Genomic DNA, 24,001 nt, shown 5'->3' with positions numbered 1-24,001 from the left:
TCGACGGAGTCCGAACGCTGTGCGCGGGCGTCCTCGCCGGTGTCGGTCTCGTCGGCGCGCTCGATCCAGTAGCGCTTGCGTTGGAAGGCGTAGGTGGGCAGGTCCACGCGGTGCACGGCGCGCCCGGCGTAGAACGCCGTCCAGTCCACCGTGGCGCCGTTGACCCACAACTCGGCAGCGGACGCCACCAACCGCGCGGCCTCGTCCTCGTTGCGGCGCAGCGTGCCCACGACGACGACCGGCCCGGTTTCGGTCTCCTCGGCCACCGCCTGCACGCTCATCGTCAGCACCGGGTGGGCGCTGACCTCGACCACCGACCGGAACCCCAACGACAAAGCCGTGCCCACCGCGTCGGCGAACCGCACCGGCTGCCGCAGATTCCGATACCAGTACCCCGCATCCATCCCGGCCGTGTCCAGCACCTCACCCGACACCGCCGACACCAACGGCACCCGCGACGCCCGAGGCTCGATCGGGGCGAGGTCGGCCAGGATGCGTTCCTCGATGGCTTCGACGTGCGGGGAGTGGGAGGCGTAGTCCACCGGCACCCGACGCGCCCGCACCCCCGCCGCCTCCGCGGCAGCGATCACCGCGTCGAGCCCCGCCACATCACCCGCCACCACCGTCGCCGACGGCCCGTTCAACGCCGCCACCGACACCCCACCCGACACACCGGCCTCAGCCAGCAGCTCCTCCACCCGCTCCGCGCCCGCGGCCAGGGACACCATGCCCCCGCCACCGGCCAACTCACGGATCGCGAGCGAGCGCAGCGCCACCACCCGCGCGCCATCCGCCAGCGACAACGCACCCGCCACCACAGCAGCCGCGATCTCGCCCTGGGAATGCCCCACCACCGCCGAGGGCACCACACCCACCGACTCCCACACCGCCGCCAACGACACCATCACCCCCCACAACACCGGCTGCACCACATCCACCCGCTCCAGCCAGCTCTCATCCGCACCCCGCAGCACCTCCACCAACGACCACTCCACGAACGGCGCCAACGCCTCCCCGCACTCACCCAACCGCGCCGCGAACACCGGCGACGCATCAAGCAACCCACGCCCCATACCGATCCACTGCGACCCCTGCCCCGGGAACACAAACACCGGCCCAGAGGCAGAACCGGAAGCCGCGACACCACGCGCCACATTCACCGCGGCGTCGCCATGACCCACCGCGCGCACCCCGGCCAGCACCTCACCGGCCTCCGCGCCCCACACCACGGCCCGGTGCTCCAACACCGCACGCGACGACGCCAACGCCCAACCCACATCCACCGCATCCACACCAGCACCGCCGACCGCCTCCGCGAGCCGGCCCGCCTGACCCGCCAACGCCTCCGCACCACCCGCGGAAACCACCCACGGCAGCACCTGTGCGCCGGTCAGGGCGGGTTCGCCGGAGACGATGAGCGGGCTGTCGGCCGCGGCCTCGACCTCGGCAGGCGGCTGCTCGACGATGACATGGGCGTTCGTTCCCGACATGCCGAAGGCGGACACGCCGGCGCGGCGCGGACGGTCGTGCGTGGTCCACTCCCGGTCCTGGTCGAGGACCCGGACGGCGCCGGAGGACCAGTCGACGTGCGGGGTCGGTTCGTCCGCGTGCAGCGTGCGCGGCAGGACACCGGCTCGCATCGCCATCACCATCTTGATGACGCCGGCGACCCCGCCGGCGGCCTGGGTGTGGCCGATGTTCGACTTCACCGAGCCGAGCCACAGCGGCCGGTCCGCCGGCCGGTCCTGGCCATAGGTGGCGATCAGTGCCTGGGCCTCGATCGGGTCACCGAGCGGCGTGCCGGTGCCGTGGGCCTCCACGGCGTCCACGTCGGCGGTCGCGAGACCCGCGTTCGCCAGGGCCGCGCGGATGACGCGCTGCTGCGACGGGCCGTTCGGCGCGGTCAGACCGTTGCTCGCACCGTCCTGGTTGACCGCAGAGCCCGAGACCACGGCCAGCACCCGGTGGCCGTTCCGCCGGGCGTCCGAGAGGCGTTCGAGGAGCAGCATGCCGACGCCCTCGCCCCAGCCGGTGCCCTCCGCGCCGCCGGCGAAGGCGCGGCAGCGCCCGTCGCTAGACAGCCCGCGCTGCTTGCTGAACTCGATGAACGCGCCGGGCGTGGACATCACGGTGACGCCGCCGGTGAGCGCCAGGTCGCATTCGCCGTTCCGCAGCGCCTGGGCGGCGAGGTGCAGGGCGACCAGCGACGAGGAGCACGCCGTGTCGACGGTGACCGTGGGGCCTTCGAGCCCGAGGGCGTAGGCGATCCGGCCGGAGACGACGGCGGCGGAGGAGCCGGTGGCGTGGTAGCCCTCGACGAGTTCGGCCGCTTCGCTCAGCAGGGTGCTGTAGTCCTGGAGGTTGGAGCCGATGAACACGCCGGTGCCGCTGCCTCGCAGCGTCTGCGGGTCGATGCCGGCGCGTTCCAGGGTCTGCCAGGACGTCTCAAGCAGCAGGCGCTGCTGCGGGTCCATCGCCAGCGCCTCACGCGGGCTGATCCCGAAGAACCCGGCGTCGAAGTCCGCGACGTCGTGCAGGAAGCCGCCCTCCCTGACGTAGGAGGTGCCGGGGCGTTCGGCGCGCGCGTCGTACAGCGCGTCCAGGTCCCAGCCGCGGTCGGTGGGGAAGGAGCTGATGGCGTCGGTTCCGTCGGCGATCAGGCGCCACAGGTCCTCGGGGGACTCCACGCCGCCGGGGAAGCGGCAGGCCATGGCGACGATGGCGATCGGCTCGCGGGTGCCCGCGCCGCCGCCCGTTCCGGCCACGAGCGCGGCATCGGTGCGCACGCTGTCCTGGGCCGGCTGCCCGGTGCCGAGCAGTTCACCGCGCAGGAAGCCGGCGAGCGCGTGCGGCGTCGGGTAGTCGAAGACCAGCGTGGCGGGCAGGGAGAGGCCGGTCGCGGCGTTGAGCCGGTTCCGCAGGTCGACGGCGGACAGGGAGCTGAAGCCGAGGTCCTTGAACGTCTGCGCGGTCTCGATGCGGTCGGCGGACGCGTGCCCGAGGACGGCGGCGGCCTCGGTGAGCACGATGTGCGCGAGTGCCTGCTGCTGCTCGGCGGCGGAGAGGCCGGAGAGCCGCCGGACGAGGTCGGAGTCGCGCGGCGCGGACGGCCGTTCCGCGGCTTCCGGGGCCGCGAGGTGGCGGCGCGCCTCCGGCAGGTCGGCGAGCAGCGCGCTCGGCCGGGTCACGGTGAACGCCGGGACGAACCGCTCCCAGTCCAGATCAGCGACCGTGACGGTGGTGTCCCCGTGGTCGAGTGCCTGCTGAAGGGCGCTGATCGCGAGCGCGGGCCGCATCGGCCGGATGCCGAGCCGCAGCATGTGCTCGACCTTGTCCTCGGTCACCATGCCGCCCTCGGCCCACGCGCCCCAGGCGACGGCGGTGGCCGCGAGGCCGCGGGAGCGGCGGTGTTCCGCGAGGGCGTCGAGGTAGGCGTTGGCGGCTGCGTAGGCGCCCTGGCTTCCGCTGCCCCAGACACCGGAGATGGACGAGAAGAGGACGAACGCGTCGAGCGCGCGGTCGCCCAGGAGTTCGTGCAGGTGCGTGGCGCCGGCCACCTTGGCGGACAGCACGTGGGACAGCTCGTCCTGGTCCATGGCCGCGACGGCGGTGAACTGGCCGGTGCCGGCGGCGTGCACGACCGTGGTGAGCGGCGGCAGCTCCTGCGAGCCGTCGAGGTCGGCCAGGAGCCGCGCGACGGCTGCCCGGTCGCTGACGTCGCAGGCGGCGACGGTGACCTCGGTGCCGGTGGCGCGCAGTTCCTCGGCCAGTTCAGCCGCGCCCGGGGCGTCCTCGCCGCGCCGGCTGGTGAGCACCAGGTGCTCGGTACCGGCGTGGGCGAGCCAGCGGGCGACGTGTGCGCCCAGGCCGCCGGTGCCGCCGGTCACCAGCGCGGTGCCCGCGGGGCGCCAGGTCCCGGCGCGGCCGTCCTCGGTGGTGAGGGAGGCGCGTGCGAGGCGGCGCAGGAAGACGCCCGAGGGCCGGACGGCGCACTCGTCCTCACCCGCGCTGTTGCCCAGCACGTCGGCGTACCGGTCGGCGGTGGCGGTGTCGATGGTGGCCGGGAGGTCCACCAGACCGCCCCAGGCGTGCGGGTGTTCCAGGGCGAACGTGCGGCCGAGGCCCCACAGTTGAGCCGCGGCGGGGGCGTCGGTGCCCTCGGCGGGCGTGGTGGCGACCGCTTCACGGGTCACGCACCACAGGGCCGCGTCGAGACCGGCGTCCACCGTCGCCTGCATGAGAGCGAGCGTCGCGCCGAGGCCGGCGGACACCGCGGGGCGGCCGGGCAGCGGCTGCTCGGCAAGCGCGAGGTAGGAGAGAACGCCCGCGACCGGGCCCGCGGCGGTGGCGGACGCGAGAAGGGCGGCGAAGCCCTCGCGGTCGGTGGTGGCCGGGTCCACGACGAGCCGCTCGGCACGGATGCCGCGGTCCTCAAGGGCGCGGAGGGACGCTGCGACCCAGTCGGCGGCGACGGGGGCCGGGCCGCCGTCGGCGGCGGGGCCGGTGCCCGGGGCGGCGGGCAGGACGACCAGCCACGTGCCGGCGAGCGGCCCGGTCGGCAGCTCGGCGACGGGCTGCCAGGTCACCCGGTAGCGCCAGGTGCCGCTGGTGGTGCGCTCGCGCTGTGTGCGGCGCCAGGCGGCGAGGGCGGGCAGCAGGGCGTCGGGGTCGGTGCGCGGGTCGGTGCCCGCGGGCAGCTCCAGGCCGAGCGTTCCGGCGAGGTCGCCCAGGTCACCGCGTTCCACAGCCGCCCAGAAGCGGGCATCCACCTCGTCGGTGGCGTGGGCGCGTTCCGCACCCGCCGGGGCCGCCGCGTTCTGGAGCCAGTACCGCTCCCGCTGGAACGGGTAGGTGGGCAGGGCGATCGTCGTCGCGCCGGTGCCGGCGTAGTGGGCGGTCCAGTCGACGGTGATGCCGCGGACGTGCAGTTCGGCCAGCGCGCGCAGCAGCGTGACCGGCTCCGGCTGGTCGCCGCGCAGTGCGGCGGTGAGCAGCGGCGGGGCGGATGCGGTGCCGTCATCCTCGGGCGAGGCGTCGGCGGGGCCGGCGGCGAGGCAGTCGTCGGCCATCGCGGTGAGGGTCCCGTCCGGGCCGAGTTCGAGGAACGCGGTGACGCCCTGGGCGCGCAGCCAGCGGATGCCGTCGAGGAAGCGGACCGGCTGCCTGACGTGCCGGACCCAGTACTCGGGCGACGTCAGCTCCGCGGCCGGGGCGGCCGTTCCGAGCAGGTTGGAGACGACGGGGATGCGCGGCTCGTGGAAGGTGAGGGTGCGCGCGAAGGCGGCGAACTCCTCCAGCATGCCGTCCATGTGCGGGGAGTGGAAGGCATGGCTGACCCGCAGGCGCTTGGTCCTGCGGCCCCTCGCCCGCCACACCTCGACGACCTCGGCCAGGGCGTCGGCGTCGCCGGCGATGACGACGGAGTCGGGGCCGTTGATCGCGGCCAGGGCAACGGTGTCGTCCCGCCCGGTCAGGGTTTCGACGACTTCTTCCTCGGTGGCCTGGATCGCGGCCATCGCGCCCCCGGCGGGCAGCGCCTGCATCAGCCGGCCGCGGGCCGCGACGAGGGCGGTCGCGTCGGCGAGCGAGAGCACTCCGGCGACGTGGGCGGCGGCCAGCTCGCCGATCGAGTGACCGGCGACGAAGTCGGGCCGCACGCCGAGGCGTTCGACGTGGCGGAAGAGAGCCACCTCGATGGCGAACAGCGCGGGCTGGGTGTAGGCGGTCTGGTCGAGCAGATCGGCGTCCGGGCCGTCCGGTGCCGCGAAGACCGCGTCGCGCAGCGGCCGTTCGAGGTGCGCGTCGAATCCGTCGAGGATGGCGTCCAGGTCGGCCGCGAACGTTGGGTCCGCCGCAGCCAGCGCCTGCCCCATGCCCAGGCGCTGGCTGCCCTGACCGGTGAAGAGGAAGGCGACGGAGCCGTCGGCCGCCTCGGTGGTGCCGCGCACGAGTGCGGGCGCGGTTCCCCCGGCGGCGAGCGCTTCCAGCGCGCGGAGAGCGGCGGCCTCGTCGTCGGCGACGATCACGGCGCGGTGCTCAAGGGCCGCGCGGGTCGAGGCCAGCGAGTGACCCACGTCGAGGAGCGACCCGGTGCCGCCGGGCTGGGCCGCGCGTTCGGCGGCGAACGCGGCCATGCGTCCGGCCTGGGCGTGCAGCGCGGCCTCGGTGCGGCCCGAAAGGGCCAGCGGCACCACGGGCGGCTGGGCCTTGGCAACCGGCTCCGCGGGCGCTTCCGGCTCGGCTGCCTGCTCGATGATGACGTGCGCGTTCGTGCCACTGATGCCGAACGACGACACGCCCGCCCGACGGGGCCCGTCGTGCTCCTGCCACGGCTGGGCCCGGCCGAGCAGCGCCAGACCGCTGGTCTCCCAGTCGACCTGCGGCGAGGGCTCGTCGATGTGCAGGGAGCGCGGGAGCACGCCCTGCCGCATGGCCATCACCATCTTGATGACGCCGGCGATGCCGGAGGCGGCCTGGGTGTGGCCGATGTTCGACTTCAGCGAGCCGAGCCACAACGGCCGGTCCTCGGGCCGGTCCTGCCCGTAGGTCGCGATGAGCGCCTGGGCTTCGATGAGGTCGCCGAGGGAGGTGCCGGTGCCGTGGGCCTCGACGGCGTCGATGTCGGTGGTCGCGAGGCCGGCGTTGGCCAGGGCCTGGCGGATGACGCGCTGCTGCGAGGGGCCGTTCGGCGCGGTGAGGCCGTTGCTGGCGCCGTCCTGGTTGATCGCCGAGCCGCGCACCACCGCGAGCACCTGGTGGCCCTTGCGCCGCGCGTCCGAAAGCCGCTCGACGACCAGGACGCCGACGCCCTCGCTCCACGCGGTGCCGTCGGCCTGCGCGGAGAACGTCTTGCAGCGGCTGTCGGGCGCGAGGCCGCGCTGCCGGCTGAACTCGACGAACATGTTGGGCGACGGCATGACCGCGACGCCGCCGACCAGCGCCATCTCGCACTCGTCCTGGCGCAGGGCCTGGGTGGCGAGGTGCAGGGCGACCAAGGCGGAGGAGCACGCCGTGTCCACCGTCACCGCGGGCCCCTCAAGCCCGAACGTGTAGGCGAGTCGGCCGGAGGCGACGCTCGCGGCGTTGCCCAGCCCGAGGAAGCCCTCGACGTTCTGCGGCACCTCGGGAAGCCGGGAGGCGTAGTCGGCGGACACCATGCCGGCGAAGACACCGGTCTGGCTGCCGCGCAGTGAGGTGGGGGGCAGGCCGGCGCGTTCGAGGGCTTCCCAGGACGCTTCCAGCAGCAGGCGCTGCTGCGGGTCCATCGCCAGCGCCTCGCGCGGGCTGATCCCGAACAACTGCGGATCGAAGTCCGCCGCGTCATACAGGAACCCGCCCTCACGGGCGTACGACGTACCGGAACGCGCCGGGTCCGGGTCATACAGACCCTCCAGGTCCCAGCCACGGTCGGTCGGGAACGCACCGATCGCGTCCACACCCTCCTCGACCAGCCGCCACAGCCCCTCGGGCGAGGACACCCCACCCGGGAACCGGCACGCCATACCCACAATCGCGATCGGCTCATCCACCGACACCACCGACACAGCCGACGCCGCAGCCACCGGCGCCGCCTCATCCCCGCCCTGCCACACCTGCCCCAGCACGAACGCGCCCAGAGCAGCCGGAGTCGGGTAGTCGAACACCACACCCGCCGGCAACCGCACACCCGCCGCCGCGTTCAACCGGTTCCGCAACTCCACCGCCGTCAACGAGTCGAAACCCAACTCCTTGAACGACCGGTCCACCGCCACCGCCTGCGCCGACCCATGCCCCAACACCGACGCCACATGACCACGCACCACATCCACCACATACCGCTCCCGCTCCACCGCCGTCCCCAACCCCGCCAACGCCGCACCCAACGCCCCACCACCGGAACCACCCGACACACCCTCCGCCACACGCCGACCCGCACCACGCACCAACCCACGCAACACCGACGGCACCACACCCCCACCAGCCACACGACCCCGCAACCCCGCCACATCCAACCGCGCAGCAACCAACAACCCCTCATCCACCCCACACGCCACATCGAACGCCGCGAGTCCATCGGCGTTCGACAACGGCTGGATGCCGCTGCCGGCCATCCGGCCCAGTTCAGCACTGCCGAGGTGGCCGGTCATCCCGCTGCTCTCGCCCCACAGGCCCCAGGCGAGGGAGGTGGCGGGCAGGCCGTTCGCACGACGGTGGACAGCCAGGGCGTCGAGGAACGTGTTCGCCGCCGCGTAATTCGCCTGCCCCGGATTACCGAACACACCAGCAGCCGACGAATACAACACGAACAACGACAGACCCGCATCACGCGTCAACTCATGCAGATTCCACGCAGCCTCCACCTTCGGCCGCATCACCCGCCGCAACCGCTCCCCAGACAACGACCCCACCACACCGTCATCCACCACACCCGCAGCATGCACCACACCGGTCAGCGGGTGCTCAGCCGGAACAGCGGAAAGCACAGCGGCCAGTTCATCACGGTCGGCCGCGTCGCAGGCGGCGATCTCGACCCGCGCGCCCGCCTGCTCCAACTCAGCCGCCAGCTCCACCGCGCCCGGGGACTCAAGGCCCCTGCGACTGGTCAGCACCAGCGAACGCACCCCGTGCTCGACCACCAGATGACGAGCCAGCAGCGAACCGAGCGTCCCCGTACCACCCGTGATCAGCACCGTGCCCCGCGAGTCGAGAGCCGGCGGCACGGTCAGCACGATCTTCCCGATGTGCCGGGCCTGGGACATGAAACGGAACGCCTCCGGCGCCCGCCGCACATCCCACGACCTCACCGGCAACGGACGCAGCACACCCCGCTCAAACAGCTCCAACAACTCACCGAGCATCCCAGCAATACGATCCGGCCCCGCATCCTGCATATCAAACGCCGCATACCACACACCCGCAAAATCAGCCGCAACCCGATCCGCATCACGAATATCCGTCTTCCCCATCTCCAAGAACCGCCCACCACGCGGCAGCAACTCAAGAGAGGCGTCCACGAACTCACGCGCCAGCGAATCCAACACCACATCCACACCCGCACCACCGGTCGCCGCAAGGAACGCGTCGCGGAAGTCCAGGTCGCGCGAGGACGCGATCCGCTCCACCGGCACCCCCAGCTCCCGCACAACCTCCTGCTTGGCCTCACTGGCCGTGGCGAACACCGTCGCGCCCAGGTGCTGGGCGAGCTGCACCGCCGCCATGCCCACGCCGCCCGCGGCGGCATGGACCAGCACCGACTCCCCCGCCCGCAACCCGGCCAGATCCACCAGGCCGTAGTACGCGGTCAGGAACACCACCGGCACCGACGCCGCCTGCTCGAACGACCACCCCACCGGCATCCGCGCCACCAACCGCGCGTCCACCACCGCCAACGGACCGAACCCGCGCTGGATCAGACCGAACACCCGATCCCCCACAGCCAGACCCTCAACACCCTCACCCACCTCGACCACCACACCAGCAGCCTCACCACCCAAAACCGCCTCACCCGGATACATCCCCAACCCCATCAACACATCACGGAAGTTCAACCCCGCAGCACGCACCGCAACCCGCACCTCACCCGCACCCAACACACCCCGAGCCCCCGGCTCCCCCACCAACGCCAACGACTCCAACGTCCCCCCACCCACAGACTGCACCGACCACGCCACCTCACCCACCGGCGGCACCAAACCAACCCCACCACCCGACACCACCCGCACCAACCGCGGCACCAACACCACACCACCCCGCACCACCACCTGCGACTCACCCGAGGCCAAAGCGGCTTCCACCGCACCGACAAGGTGCTCGTCACCGTCTCGGTCGATGTCGACCAGGAGCAAGCGGTCGGGAAGTTCGGACTGGGCGGAGCGGATCAGACCCCATACCGGGGCGTGCGCGAGATCCGTCACGTCCTCGCCCGCACCCGCGGCCACCGCACCCCGCGTCACCACGACCAGACGCGACCCCGCCAACCGCTCATCCGCAACAAACTCCCGCACCCACTCCAACACCCCACCAGCAACCTGAACCGCACCCTCAGCACCCACACCACCCGACACCAACGGCAACACCACCACCGACGGCACCACACCACCCTCCAGCTCACCCAAAGACCCCACCCGCGCAACCCCAAGCCCCACCCCATCCTCACCCAACACCACCCAATCACCCGCAGAACCCACCCCGGCCCCGGCAACCTCCCCACCCACCGGCGTCCACTCCACCCGGAACAACGTCTCCAACTCCGCACCCGCACCCGCCGCAGCCGACAACTGCCCCACCGACACCGGCCGCAACACCAACGACTCCACCCGCGCCACCAAACCACCCACACCATCCGCCACCACCACCGACAACCCATCCACCCCAGAACGCACCAACCGCACCCGCACCGACACCGCACCCGACGCCACCAACGACACACCCGACCACACAAACGGCAACCGCAACCCCGACACCCCACCATCCATCACCAACGCCCCATGCAACACCGCATCCAACAACGCCGGATGCATCCCAAAACCACCCGCACGCTCCCGCTCACCCTCCGGCAACACAACCTCGGCGAACACCTCGTCCTCACCACGCCGCCACACCCCACGCAACCCACGGAACGCCGGCCCATACCCATACCCCGCCCCAGCAACCTCCCCATACAACCCCGACACATCAACCGCCACCGCACCCACCGGCGGCCACTCCACCAACCCCGTCACGGCGGAGACAGACTGCTCCCGTGCGAGCACGCCTTCCGCATGCATGACCCAGACCTGGTCGGTGTCGTTGTGCTCAGGGCGGGAGTAGACGCGCACGTCCCGCTGACCGGAGTCGTCGGCCCCACCGACAACCACCTGCACCTGCACCCCACCACGCTCCGGCAGCACCAAAGGCGCCTGAAGCGTCAGCTCCCGCAGATGACCACACCCGACCTCGTCACCAGCACGAATCGCCAGCTCGACAAACCCGGCCCCCGGGAACAACACCGCCCCACCCACCGCGTGGTCCGCCAGCCACGGGTGAGTCCGGAGAGAAAGCCGCCCGGTCAGCACCAGGCCGTTGTCCCCCGCCAGGTTGACGGCGGCACCGAGCAGCGGGTGTTCGGCCGCGCCGAGGCCGAGTCCAGTCGGGTCGCTGCTGGTGTCGCCTTCGAGCCAGTACCGCTGCCGCTGGAAGGCATACGTCGGCAAGTCGACCCGGCGCACCGCGCGCCCGGCGAACGCAGCCTTCCAGTCCACGGACACACCACGCCCCCAGACCCGGGACAGGGCACTGGTGAACGTCTCCACCTCGTCACGCTCACGCCGCGTGGCAGCGACGAACGCGGCGGTGGCGTCGTCCTCGGGCAGGCACTCCGCACCCATCGCGGTGAGCGTCGCGTCCGGCCCCAGCTCCAGGAACGTCGACACACCGGCGTCACGCAGCGCGGCAATACCGTCCGCGAACCGCACCGTGGCGCGCACGTGCCGCACCCAGTACTCCGCCGACCCGATCTCCACCCCGGCCAGCTCACCCGTGACGTTCGACACCACGGGAATGGCGGGGGCGCGGTAGGTGAGCGTCGAAGCGACCCGCTCGAACTCCTCCAGCATCGGATCCATCAGCCGCGAGTGGAACGCATGCGACACCGACAGCCGCCGCGTCTTCACACCAGCTTCGGTGAACGACTCCCGCAGCCGCTCGACCGCCGCCTCCTCACCGGCCACCACAACGGACCGCGGCCCGTTGACCGCCGCCACATCAAGCTCAGGAACATCCGCCAGGGCCTCGCTGACCTGCTCCGGCGTGGCCTGAACCGACAGCATCGCACCACCGGCAGGCAACGCCTGCATCAGCGAACCGCGCGCCGCCACCAGACGGCAGGCGTCCTCAAGACCGAACACCCCCGCCACGTGCGCGGCGGCGATCTCACCGATCGAGTGCCCCGCGACGAAGTCCGGCTTGACGCCGAACGACTCGATCAGCCGCCACAGCGCCACCTCGACCGCGAACAGCCCCGCCTGCGTGAACACCGTCCGATCCAGGTCGTCACTGGTCTCGTCGGCCAGCACCTCAGCCAGCGGACGCGGCAGCAGACCATCGAACCCGGCACACACCTCGGCCAGGGCCTCCGCGAACACCGGGAACGCGGCAGCCAGTTCCGCACCCATCCGAGCCCGCTGCGCACCCTGCCCCGTGAACAGCACCGCGACCCGGCCCTCGACCACCTGCTCCGCAGCCGAGACCTCACCCAGAGCCGCGACCAGTTCCTCAGTGTCCCGGCCCCACACCACCGCACGAGACGGCAGCGCCGCACGCCCGGACACCAACGACCACCCGACATCCGCCGGATCCAGCTCAACAGCGGCCTCGGCCAGCCGTTCCGCCTGCGCCACGACGGCATCCGCATCCCGCGCGGACACCACCCACGGGATCACCGGCAGGCGGTCGCCCGGCAGCACCACGGGCTTCGGCTCGACGTCCTCGGCCGGGGCCTCCTCCAGGATCACGTGCGCGTTCGTGCCCGACGCACCGAACGACGACACACCCGCCCGACGCGCACGCCCCGTCTCCGGCCAGGCCCGCTCCTCCACCAGCAGCTCGACCGCACCCGCCGACCAGTCCACATGCTCCGACGGCTCATCAATGTGCAGCGACCGCGGAAGCACACCCTCCCGCATCGCCATCACCATCTTGATCACACCAGCCACACCCGCAGCCGCCTGCGAATGACCGATGTTCGACTTGATCGACCCCAACCACAACGGCCGGTCATCCGCCCGATCCCGCCCGTACGTCGCCAGCAACGCCTGCGCCTCAATCGGGTCACCGAGGGTCGTACCGGTGCCGTGTGCCTCCACCGCATCGACCTCGTCGGACGCGAGGCCGGCGCTGGCCAGCGCGGCCCGGATCACGCGCTGCTGCGAGGGGCCGTTCGGCGCGGTGATGCCGTTGCTGGCGCCGTCCTGGTTGATCGCCGAACCGCGCACCACCGCCAGGACCTGGTGGCCGTTGCGCCGCGCGTCCGAAAGACGCTCAAGCAACAGCACACCCACACCCTCGGACCAGCCCGTGCCGTCCGCCGCCGAAGCAAACGACTTGCAGCGGCCGTCCGCCGACAAACCACGCTGCCGCGAGAAATCAACGAACGTCGTCGGCGTCGACATCACCGTCACACCACCGGCAAGCGCCATCTCGCACTCACCGTTCCGCAACGCCTGCGCTGCCAAATGCAACGCCACCAGCGACGAGGAGCACGCCGTGTCCACCGTCACCGCGGGACCCTCAAGCCCGAACGTGTAAGCCAACCGACCGGAAACGGCACTACCCGATGCACCGATTCCGACGTAGCCCTCCATGTCCTCCGGAATCCTGCTGAACCTGCTGGCGTAGTCGTGGTACATCGATCCCACGAAAACGCCCGTGCGGGACCCACGCACACCATCCGCCGGAACACCAGCCCGCTCGAACACCTCCCACACCGTCTCCAACAACAACCGCTGCTGCGGATCCATCGCCGTCGCCTCACGCGGACTGATACCAAACAACCCCGCATCAAACTCCGCCGCGTCATACAAGAACCCACCCGCACGCGCATACACCTTCCCCCGCGCATCCGGATCCGCATCATACAAACCCTCATCCCAACCCCGATCCACCGGAAAATCACCCACCGCATCCCCACCCGCACGCACCAACCCCCACAAATCCTCAGCCGAACCCACCCCACCCGGATAACGACACGCCACACCCACAATCACCACCGGATCATCCACCACACCCGAACCCACCGACACCACACCAGAACCCACACCCTCCACCACACCACCCATCAACTCACCCAACACAAACCGCGCCAACGCCACCGGCGTCGGATAATCAAACACCAACGTCGCCGGCAACCGCACCCCCACCAACTCACCCAACCGATTACGCAACTCCAACGCCAACAACGAATCAAACCCCAAATCCTTGAACGCCCGCTCCCCACCAATCACCTCACCCGACACATGCCCCAACACACCAGCAACCGCACCCCGCACCACCTCCAACACCACACCCAACCGCTCACCCTCCGACACCCCCACCAAACGCCCCACCAACCCCGAACCCCCACCCACAACCCCACCACCACGCACCACACGCCGACCCCCCACCGACACCAACCCACGCAACACCGACGACCCCACACCACCACGCACCTGCCCCCGCACCACACCCCAATCAAAACGCACCCCAACCACCAACCCACCCAACCCCACACCCCGATCAAACACACCCAACCCCTCACCCACCGACAACCCCACCACCACACCCGCACCCACACCACGACCCACCACACCACCAGTCAACCCCGACTCCACACCCCACAACCCAAACGCCAACGACACACCCGACAACCCCAACCCACGCCGATACGCCACCAACCCATCCACAAACGCATTCCCCGCCGCATAATTCCCCTGACCCGCATTACCGAATATGCCGGCAGCCGAGGAATAGACGACGAACAGCGACAGGTCGGCATCACGCGTGAGGTCGTGCAAGTGCAGTGCCGCGTCGACCTTCGGGCGCATCACCGCATGCAGCCGCTCGTCGTTCAGCGAGGTGATCAGCCCGTCGTCGAGGACGCCGGCCGCGTGCACCACACCACGCAACGGGAACTCCGCCGGCACCGACGCCAACGCCCGCGCCAACTCCTCACGATCCGCCGCATCACACGCCACCACCTCGACGGACGCACCAGCCGCCCGCAGCTCCGCCACCAACTCCACCGCACCATCCGCCGCCAACCCACGACGACTCGTCAACACCAACGACCGCACCCCATACCGCTCCACCAGATGCCGAGCCAGCAACCCACCCAACACACCCGTACCACCCGTAATCAGCACCGTCCCCGACGCATCCACACCCTCAACCCCAGCCCCAACCGCGGCCTGCTCCGAACCCGCCCCGGCCCGCACCAACCGCGGCACCACCACACCACCACCACGCACCGCTACCTGCGGCTCATCCAACGCGAGAGCATCTTCGATCCACGCCGCGCCCCGTGCGTGCTCGTCCGTGCCGACCGCTTCGGGATCAAGATCGACAAGGAGCAGGCGCCCGGGGTTCTCCGACTGGGCGGAACGCACCAGGCCCCACACCGCGGCTTGCGCCAGCCCGGTCATCCGCTCGTCGTCGCCGGCGGCCACCGCGCCCCTGGTCACCACGACCAGACGGGACTCGGCGAAACGCTCGTCCGCCAGCCACCGTTGCACCGTGTCGAGCACCCGCGCCGAGGTCTCGTGCACGACTCCGGCCAGGTCGCTGCCGACCTCGCCCTCCAGCACGTCGCCGCCCACAGGCAGGAGCACCACGGGCGGCACCTCGCCGGCCGCCAGCTCATCCAGTTCCGCGACACCGCGCAGGCCGAGACCGAGGTGGTCCTCGCCCAGCGAGACCCAGGTCTCCGGCGAGGCGACCTGGTGCGTCTCGTCCGCGGGCAGGCCCGTGGCGGTCCACTCCAGGCGGAAGGCGACGTTGTCCACATCGGAGCCGCCGGCTCCCGCGGTCGCCAGCTGCTCGGCGGACACCGGCCGGACAGACAACGAGGCGACCGTCGCCACCGGCCGGCCGGCCGTGTCCGCGAGATCGACGGACAACGCGTCCTCACCCACCACGGACAGCCGGACCCGCACCGAGGCCGCGCCCACGGCCAGGAGGGACACTCCCGACCAGGCGAACGGCAGACGCACGTCTCCCTCCGTGCCGGCTACGAGGCCGTTCGCGTGGAGGGCGGCGTCGAGGAGCGCGGGGTGGATACCGAACGACGCGGCCGAAGCCTGCTCGTCCTCCGGCAGGGCGACCTCGGCGAAGATCTCCTCACCGCGCCGCCAGGCCGCACGCAGCCCCTGGAACACCGGCCCGTACCCGTACCCCGCCGCGGCGGCCTCCGAGTAGAACTCCGACACGTCGACCGGCTCCGCACCCACCGGCGGCCACACCGACAGATCCGCCCCGTCGGCCGCGTCGACCCGCTCGCCAAGCAGCACACCTTCGGCATGGCAGGTCCACGCGTCACGAGGATCGGCGTCCTCGCCACGGGAGTAGACATGGACGTCTCGTCGCCCGGCACCGTCCGGCGCCGCGACAACGACCTGCACCCGAACCCCACCGCGCTCCGGGAGCACGAGCGGCGCCTGCAACGTGAGCTCGGCCAGGTGCTGGCAGTCGACTTCGTCGCCGGCGCGGATGGCCAGCTCGACGACACCGGTCCCCGGGAACAGCACCGTGCCGTTCACCGCGTGATCCGCCAACCACGGATGCGTACGCAACGACAACCGGCCCGTCAGCACCACAGCGCCATCGGCCGCCAGCGTGACCGAGGCACCGAGCAACGGGTGCTCCGCCGCCGCCAGCCCCGCACCACTCACATCCCCACGACCCGACTCCTCCACCAACCAGAACCGCTCACGCTGGAAGGCGTAGGTGGGCAGGTCCACGCGGTGCACGGCGCGCCCGGCGTAGAACGCCGCCCAGTCCACCGTGGCGCCGTTGACCCACAGTTCGGCAGCGGACGCCACCAACCGCGCGGCCTCGTCCTCGTTGCGGCGCAGCGTGCCCACGACGACGACCGGCCCGGTGTCGGTCTCCTCGGCCACCGCCTGCACGCTCATCGTCAGCACCGGATGCGCGCTGACCTCGACCACCGACCGGAACCCCAACGACAGAGCCGTGCCCACCGCGTCGGCGAACCGCACCGGCTGCCGCAGATTCCGATACCAATACCCCGCATCCATCCCGGCCGTGTCCAGCACCTCACCCGACACCGCCGACACCAACGGCACCCGCGACGACCGAGGCACAATCGGCGCCAGGTCGGCCAGGATCCGCTCCTCGATCGCCTCGACGTGCGGGGAGTGGGAGGCGTAGTCCACCGGCACCCGCCGCGCCCGCACCCCCGCCGCCTCAGCGGCAGCGATCACCGCGTCGAGCCCCGCCACATCACCCGCCACCACCGTCGCCGACGGCCCGTTCAACACCGCCACCGACACCCCACCCGCACCAGCAGAAGCCAGCAGCTCCTCCACCCGCCCCGCACCCGCAGCCAGGGACACCATGCCCCCGCCACCGGCCAACTCACGGATAGCCAACGAGCGCAGCGCCACCACCCGCGCGCCATCCGCCAACGACAACGCACCCGCCACCACAGCAGCCGCGATCTCACCCTGCGAATGCCCCACCACCGCAGAGGGCACCACACCCACCGACTCCCACACCGCCGCCAACGACACCATCACCCCCCACAACACCGGCTGAACCACATCCACCCGCTCCAACCACCCCTCATCCGCACCCCGCAGCACCTCGACCAACGACCACCCCACAAACGGCGCCAACGCCTCCCCGCACTCACCCAACCGCGCCGCGAACACCGGCGACGCATCAAGCAACCCACGCCCCATACCGATCCACTGCGACCCCTGCCCAGGAAACACAAACACCGACCCAGCACCCGCATCAGACCCCGCCACACCTACGACGGCCCGGCCCGACACCTCACCCGACAGCACACCCCGCAACCCGGACACCAACTCGCCGGTCTCCGCACCCCACACCACGGCCCGGTGCTCCAACACCGCACGCGAGGACGCCAACGCCCAACCCACATCCACCGCATCCACACCAGCACCGCCGACCGCCTCAGCGAGCCGACCCGCCTGACCCGCCAACGCCTCCGCACCACCCGCGGAAACCACCCACGGCAGCACCTGACCCTGCCAAACGGGGCCGTTGTCCGCGCGGACGACCAGCGCACCCGGGTCGCCGTCAACCGGCGCCTGCTCGATGATGACGTGCGCGTTCGTGCCACTGATACCGAACGAGGACACACCTGCCCGGCGCGGGCGGCCGTTCTCCGCCCACTCCCGCGCCTCGGACAGCAGCTCCACCGCACCCGCCGACCAGTCCACATGCGACGTCGGCTCGTCAATGTGCAGGGAACGCGGCAGCACGCCCTGCCGCATCGCCATCACCATCTTGATGACGCCGGCGATGCCGGAGGCGGCCTGGGTGTGGCCGATGTTCGACTTCAGCGAGCCGAGCCACAGCGGCTGGCCCTCGGGCCGGTCCTGCCCATAGGTGGCGATCAACGCCTCGGCCTCGATCGGGTCCCCGAGCGGCGTGCCGGTGCCGTGGGCCTCGACGGCGTCGATGTCGGTGGTCGCGAGGCCGGCGTTGGCCAGGGCCTGGCGGATGACGCGCTGCTGCGAGGGGCCGTTCGGCGCGGTGAGGCCGTTGCTGGCGCCGTCCTGGTTGATGGCCGAGCCGCGCACGACGGCCAGGACCTGGTGGCCCTTGCGCCGCGCGTCCGAAAGCCGCTCCACCACGATGACGCCGACGCCCTCGGCCCACCCCGTGCCGTCCGCCGCCGACGCGAACGGCTTGCACCGCCCGTTCGGCGCCAGCCCACGCTGCCGGCTGAACTCCACGAAGATGCCGGGCTTCGGCATCACCGTCACACCGCCGGCCAGCGCCATCTCGCACTCGCCGTTCCGCAGCGACTGCACCGCCAGGTGCAGCGCCACCAGCGACGAGGAGCACGCCGTGTCCACCGTCACCGCGGGACCCTCAAGCCCCAACGTGTACGCCACTCGGCCGGAGATCACGCTCGTCGTCGTGCCGGTGAGAGAGAAGCCCTCGGCGACGTCCGGCGTGTGCTGGAGGTCCGAGAGGTAGCTCGGGTAGCCGGCACCGATGAAGACTCCGCTGGCCGTGCCCTTCAGTGAGGTGGGAGGCAGGCCGGCGCGTTCGAGGGCTTCCCAGGACGCTTCCAGCAGCAGGCGCTGCTGCGGGTCCATCGCCAGCGCCTCACGCGGGCTGATCCCGAACAACTGCGGATCGAAGTCCGCCGCGTCATACAGGAACCCGCCCTCACGCGCATACGACGTACCGGAACGCGCCGGGTCCGGGTCATACAGACCCTCCAGGTCCCAGCCACGGTCGGTCGGGAACGCACCGATCGCGTCCACACCCTCCTCGACCAGCCGCCACAGCCCCTCGGGCGAGGACACCCCACCCGGGAACCGGCACGCCATACCCACAATCGCGATCGGCTCATCCACCGACACCACCGACACAGCCGACGCCGCAGCCACCGGCGCCGCCTCATCGGCGGCCTGCCACACCTGCCCCAGCACGAACGCGCCCAGAGCAGCCGGAGTCGGGTAGTCGAACACCACACCCGCCGGCAACCGCACACCCGCCGCCGCGTTCAACCGGTTCCGCAACTCCACCGCCGTCAACGAGTCGAAACCCAACTCCTTGAACGACCGGTCCACCGCCACCGCCTGCGCCGACCCATGCCCCAACACCGACGCCACATGACCACGCACCACATCCACCACATACCGCTCCCGCTCCACCGCCGTCCCCAACCCCGCCAACGCCGCACCCAACGCCCCACCACCGGAACCACCCGACACACCCTCCGCCACACGCCGACCCGCACCACGCACCAACCCACGCAACACCGACGGCACCACACCCCCACCAGCCACACGACCCCGCAACCCCGCCACATCCAACCGCGCAGCAACCAACAACCCCTCATCCACCCCACACGCCACATCGAAGAGCTTCAACCCCTCGTCGGCCGTGAGAGCGACAACGCCGGAACGTCCCAGACGGGCCACGTCGGCCTCGTCCAACTCACCGCCCATGCCGCCGACGCCTCCCCACAGGCCCCAGGCGAGGGAGGTGGCGGGCAGGCCGTTCGCACGACGGTGGACAGCCAGGGCGTCGAGGAACGTGTTCGCCGCCGCGTAATTCGCCTGCCCCGGATTACCGAACACACCAGCAGCCGACGAATACAACACGAACAACGACAGACCCGCATCACGCGTCAACTCATGCAGATTCCACGCAGCCTCCACCTTCGGCCGCATCACCCGCCGCAACCGCTCCCCAGACAACGACCCCACCACACCGTCATCCACCACACCCGCAGCATGCACCACACCGGTCAGCGGGTGCTCAGCCGGAACAGCGGAAAGCACAGCGGCCAGTTCATCACGGTCGGCCGCGTCGCAGGCGGCGATCTCGACCCGCGCGCCCGCCTGCTCCAACTCAGCCGCCAGCTCCACCGCGCCCGGGGACTCAAGGCCCCTGCGGCTGGTCAGCACCAGCGAACGCACCCCGTGCTCGACCACCAGATGACGAGCCAGCAGCGAGCCGAGCGTTCCCGTACCACCCGTGATCAGCACCGTGCCCTGCGAGTCGAGAGCCGGCGGCACGGTCAGCACGATCTTCCCGATGTGCCGGGCCTGGGACATGAAACGGAACGCCTCCGGGGCCCGCCGCACATCCCACGACCTCACCGGCAACGGACGCAGCACACCCCGCTCAAACAGCTCCAACAACTCACCGAGCATCCCAGCAATACGATCCGGCCCCGCATCCTGCATATCAAACGCCGCATACCACACACCCGCAAAATCAGCCGCAACCCGATCCGCATCACGAATATCCGTCTTCCCCATCTCCAAGAACCGCCCACCACGCGGCAGCAACTCAAGAGAGGCGTCCACGAACTCACGCGCCAGCGAATCCAGCACCACATCCACACCGGCGCCGCCGGTCGCGGCGAGGAACGCGTCGCGGAAGTCGAGATCGCGCGAGGACGCGATCCGCTCCACCGGCACCCCCAGCTCCCGCACAACCTCCTGCTTGGCCTCACTGGCCGTGGCGAACACCGTCGCGCCCAGGTGCTGGGCGAGCTGCACCGCCGCCATGCCCACACCACCCGCGGCAGCATGGACCAGCACCGACTCCCCCGCCCGCAACCCGGCCAGATCCACCAGGCCGTAGTACGCGGTCAGGAACACCACCGGCACCGACGCCGCCTGCTCGAACGACCACCCCACCGGCATCCGCGCCACCAACCGCGCGTCCACCACCGCCAACGGACCGAACCCGCGCTGGATCAGACCGAACACCCGATCCCCCACAGCCAGACCCTCAACACCCTCACCCACCTCGACCACCACACCAGCAGCCTCACCACCCAAAACCGCCTCACCCGGATACATCCCCAACCCCATCAACACATCACGGAAGTTCAACCCCGCGGCACGCACCGCAACCCGCACCTCACCCGCACCCAACACACCCCGAGCCCCCGGCTCCCCCACCAACGCCAACGACTCCAACGTCCCCCCACCCACAGACTGCACCGACCACGCCACCTCACCCACCGGCGGCACCAAACCAACCCCACCACCCGACACCACCCGCACCAACCGCGGCACCAACACCACACCACCCCGCACCACCACCTGCGACTCACCAGCAGCCGCCTCAACACTCAGCGCCGAGGAGACCGCAAACGCGATGGCCTCGTCCGACACCTCGACTGCCGCGTCCAGGTCGACCAGCAGCAAACGCCCCGGCAGCTCGGACTGGGCGGAGCGGATCAGACCCCATACCGGGGCGTGCGCGAGATCCGTCACGTCCTCGCCCGCACCCGCGGCCACCGCACCCCGCGTCACCACGACCAGACGCGACCCCGCCAACCGCTCATCCGCAACAAACTCCCGCACCCACTCCAACACCCCACCAGCAACCTGAACCGCACCCTCAGCACCCACCCCACCCGACACCAACGGCAACACCACCACCGACGGCACCGCACCACCCTCCAGCTCACCCAAAGACCCCACCCGCGCAACCCCAAGCCCCACCCCATCCTCACCCAACACCACCCAATCACCCGCAGACCCCACCCCGGCCCCGGCAACCTCCCCACCCACCGGCGTCCACTCCACCCGGAACAACGTCTCCAACTCCGCACCCGCACCCGCCGCAGCCGACAACTGCCCCACCGACACCGGCCGCAACACCAACGACTCCACCCGCGCCACCAAACCACCCACACCATCCGCCACCACCACCGACAACCCATCCACCCCAGAACGCACCAACCGCACCCGCACCGACACCGCACCCGACGCCACCAACGACACACCCGACCACACAAACGGCAACCGCAACCCCGACACCCCACCATCCATCACCAACGCCCCATGCAACACCGCATCCAACAACGCCGGATGCATCCCAAAACCACCCGCACGCTCCCGCTCACCCTCCGGCAACACAACCTCGGCGAACACCTCGTCCTCACCACGCCGCCACACCCCACGCAACCCACGGAACGCCGGCCCATACCCATACCCCGCCCCAGCAACCTCCCCATACAACCCCGACACATCAACCGCCACCGCACCCACCGGCGGCCACTCCACCAACCCCGTCTCGACAGGCTGGGCCACCTCGGCAGCGAGCAGACCCTCGGCGTGGCAGGTCCACGCCTCATCAGCCTCGGCGTTCTCCAGACGGGAGTAGACGCGCACGTCCCGCTGACCGGCGTCATCGGCCCCACCGACAACCACCTGCACCTGCACCCCACCACGCTCCGGCAGCACCAAAGGCGCCTGAAGCGTCAACTCCCGCACATACCCGCACCCGACCTCGTCACCAGCACGAATCGCCAACTCGACAAACCCGGCCCCCGGGAACAACACCGCCCCACCCACCGCGTGGTCCGCCAGCCACGGGTGGCTGCGCAACGACAGACGGCCGGTGAGCATGGCACCGCCTCCGGCCGCCAACGTGACGGCCGCGCCGAGCAGCGGGTGCTCGGCCGCGCTCTGGCCCACGCCGCTCAGGTCGCCGCTGGTGTCGCCTTCGAGCCAGTACCGCTGCCGCTGGAAGGCATACGTCGGCAAGTCGACCCGGCGCACCGCGCGCCCGGCGAACGCAGCCTTCCAGTCCACGGACACACCACGCCCCCAGACCCGGGACAGGGCACTGGTGAACGTCTCCACCTCGTCACGCTCACGCCGCGTGGCAGCGACGAACGCGGCGGTGGCGTCGTCCTCGGGCAGGCACTCCGCACCCATCGCCGTCAGCGTCGCGTCCGGCCCCAGCTCCAGGAACGTCGACACACCGGCGTCACGCAGCGCGGCAATACCGTCCGCGAACCGCACCGTGGCGCGCACGTGCCGCACCCAGTACTCCGCCGACCCGATCTCCACCCCGGCCAGCTCACCCGTGACGTTCGACACCACGGGAATGGCGGGGGCGCGGTAGGTGATCTGCGCGGCGATGCGCTCGAACTCCTCCAGCATCGGGTCCATCAGGCGGGAGTGGAACGCGTGCGAGACCGACAGCCGCCGCGTCTTCACCCCAGCTTCGGTGAACGACTCCCGCAGCCGCTCGACCGCCGCCTCCTCACCGGCCACGACGACCGAGCGCGGGCCGTTGACGGCCGCAATGTCCAGACCGTCGACGTCGTCCAGAGCCTCGCTGACCTCTTCCGGCGTGGCCTGAACCGACAGCATCGCGCCACCGGCAGGGAGCGCCTGCATCAGCGAACCGCGCGCGGCCACCAGACGGCAGGCGTCCGCGAGGTCGAACACCCCCGCCACGTGCGCGGCGGCGATCTCACCGATCGAGTGCCCCGCGACGAAGTCGGGCTTGACGCCGAACGATTCGATCAGGCGCCACAGCGCGACCTCGACCGCGAACAGCCCCGCCTGTGTGAACACCGTCCGATCCAGATCATCACTGGTCTCGTCGGCCAGCACCTCAGCCAGCGGACGCGGCAACAACCCATCGAACCCGGCACACACCTCGGCCAGAGCATCCGCGAACACCGGGAAAGCGGCAGCCAGCTCGGCACCCATCCGGGCCCGCTGCGCACCCTGCCCCGTGAACAGCACCGCGACCCGGCCCTCGACCACCTGCTCGGCAGCGGAGACCTCACCCAGAGCCGCGACCAGTTCCTCAGTGTCCCGGCCCCACACCACCGCACGAGACGGCAGCGCCGCGCGCCCGGACACCAACGACCACCCGACATCCACCGGGTCAAGACCAGGCGTGACGTTCGCGAGTCGTTCCGCCTGCGCCGCCACAGCGTCGGCGCCATGGGCGGATATCACCCACGGGATCACCGGCAGGCGGTCGCCCGGCAGCACCACGGGCTTCGGCTCGA

General features: G+C 71.0%; 1 protein-coding gene (cut by both window edges). It reads right to left on the bottom strand.

The whole window is internal to a type I polyketide synthase gene (locus LC193_RS28175; protein ID WP_226078199.1) on the bottom strand: the coding sequence, 47,424 nt in all, runs 7,474 nt past the left edge and 15,949 nt past the right edge, and what appears here is coding positions 15,950-39,950, spanning codon 5,317 (partial) through codon 13,317 (partial); reading right to left, the first codon wholly in view occupies positions 23,997 to 23,999. The start codon and the stop codon both lie outside this window.

This window comes from Streptomyces marincola (genome assembly GCF_020410765.1).
Classification (GTDB): domain Bacteria; phylum Actinomycetota; class Actinomycetes; order Streptomycetales; family Streptomycetaceae; genus Streptomyces; species Streptomyces marincola.
The sequence above is the reverse complement of the archived record's forward strand: the minus strand, read 5'-3'. Positions and strand labels throughout refer to the sequence as shown.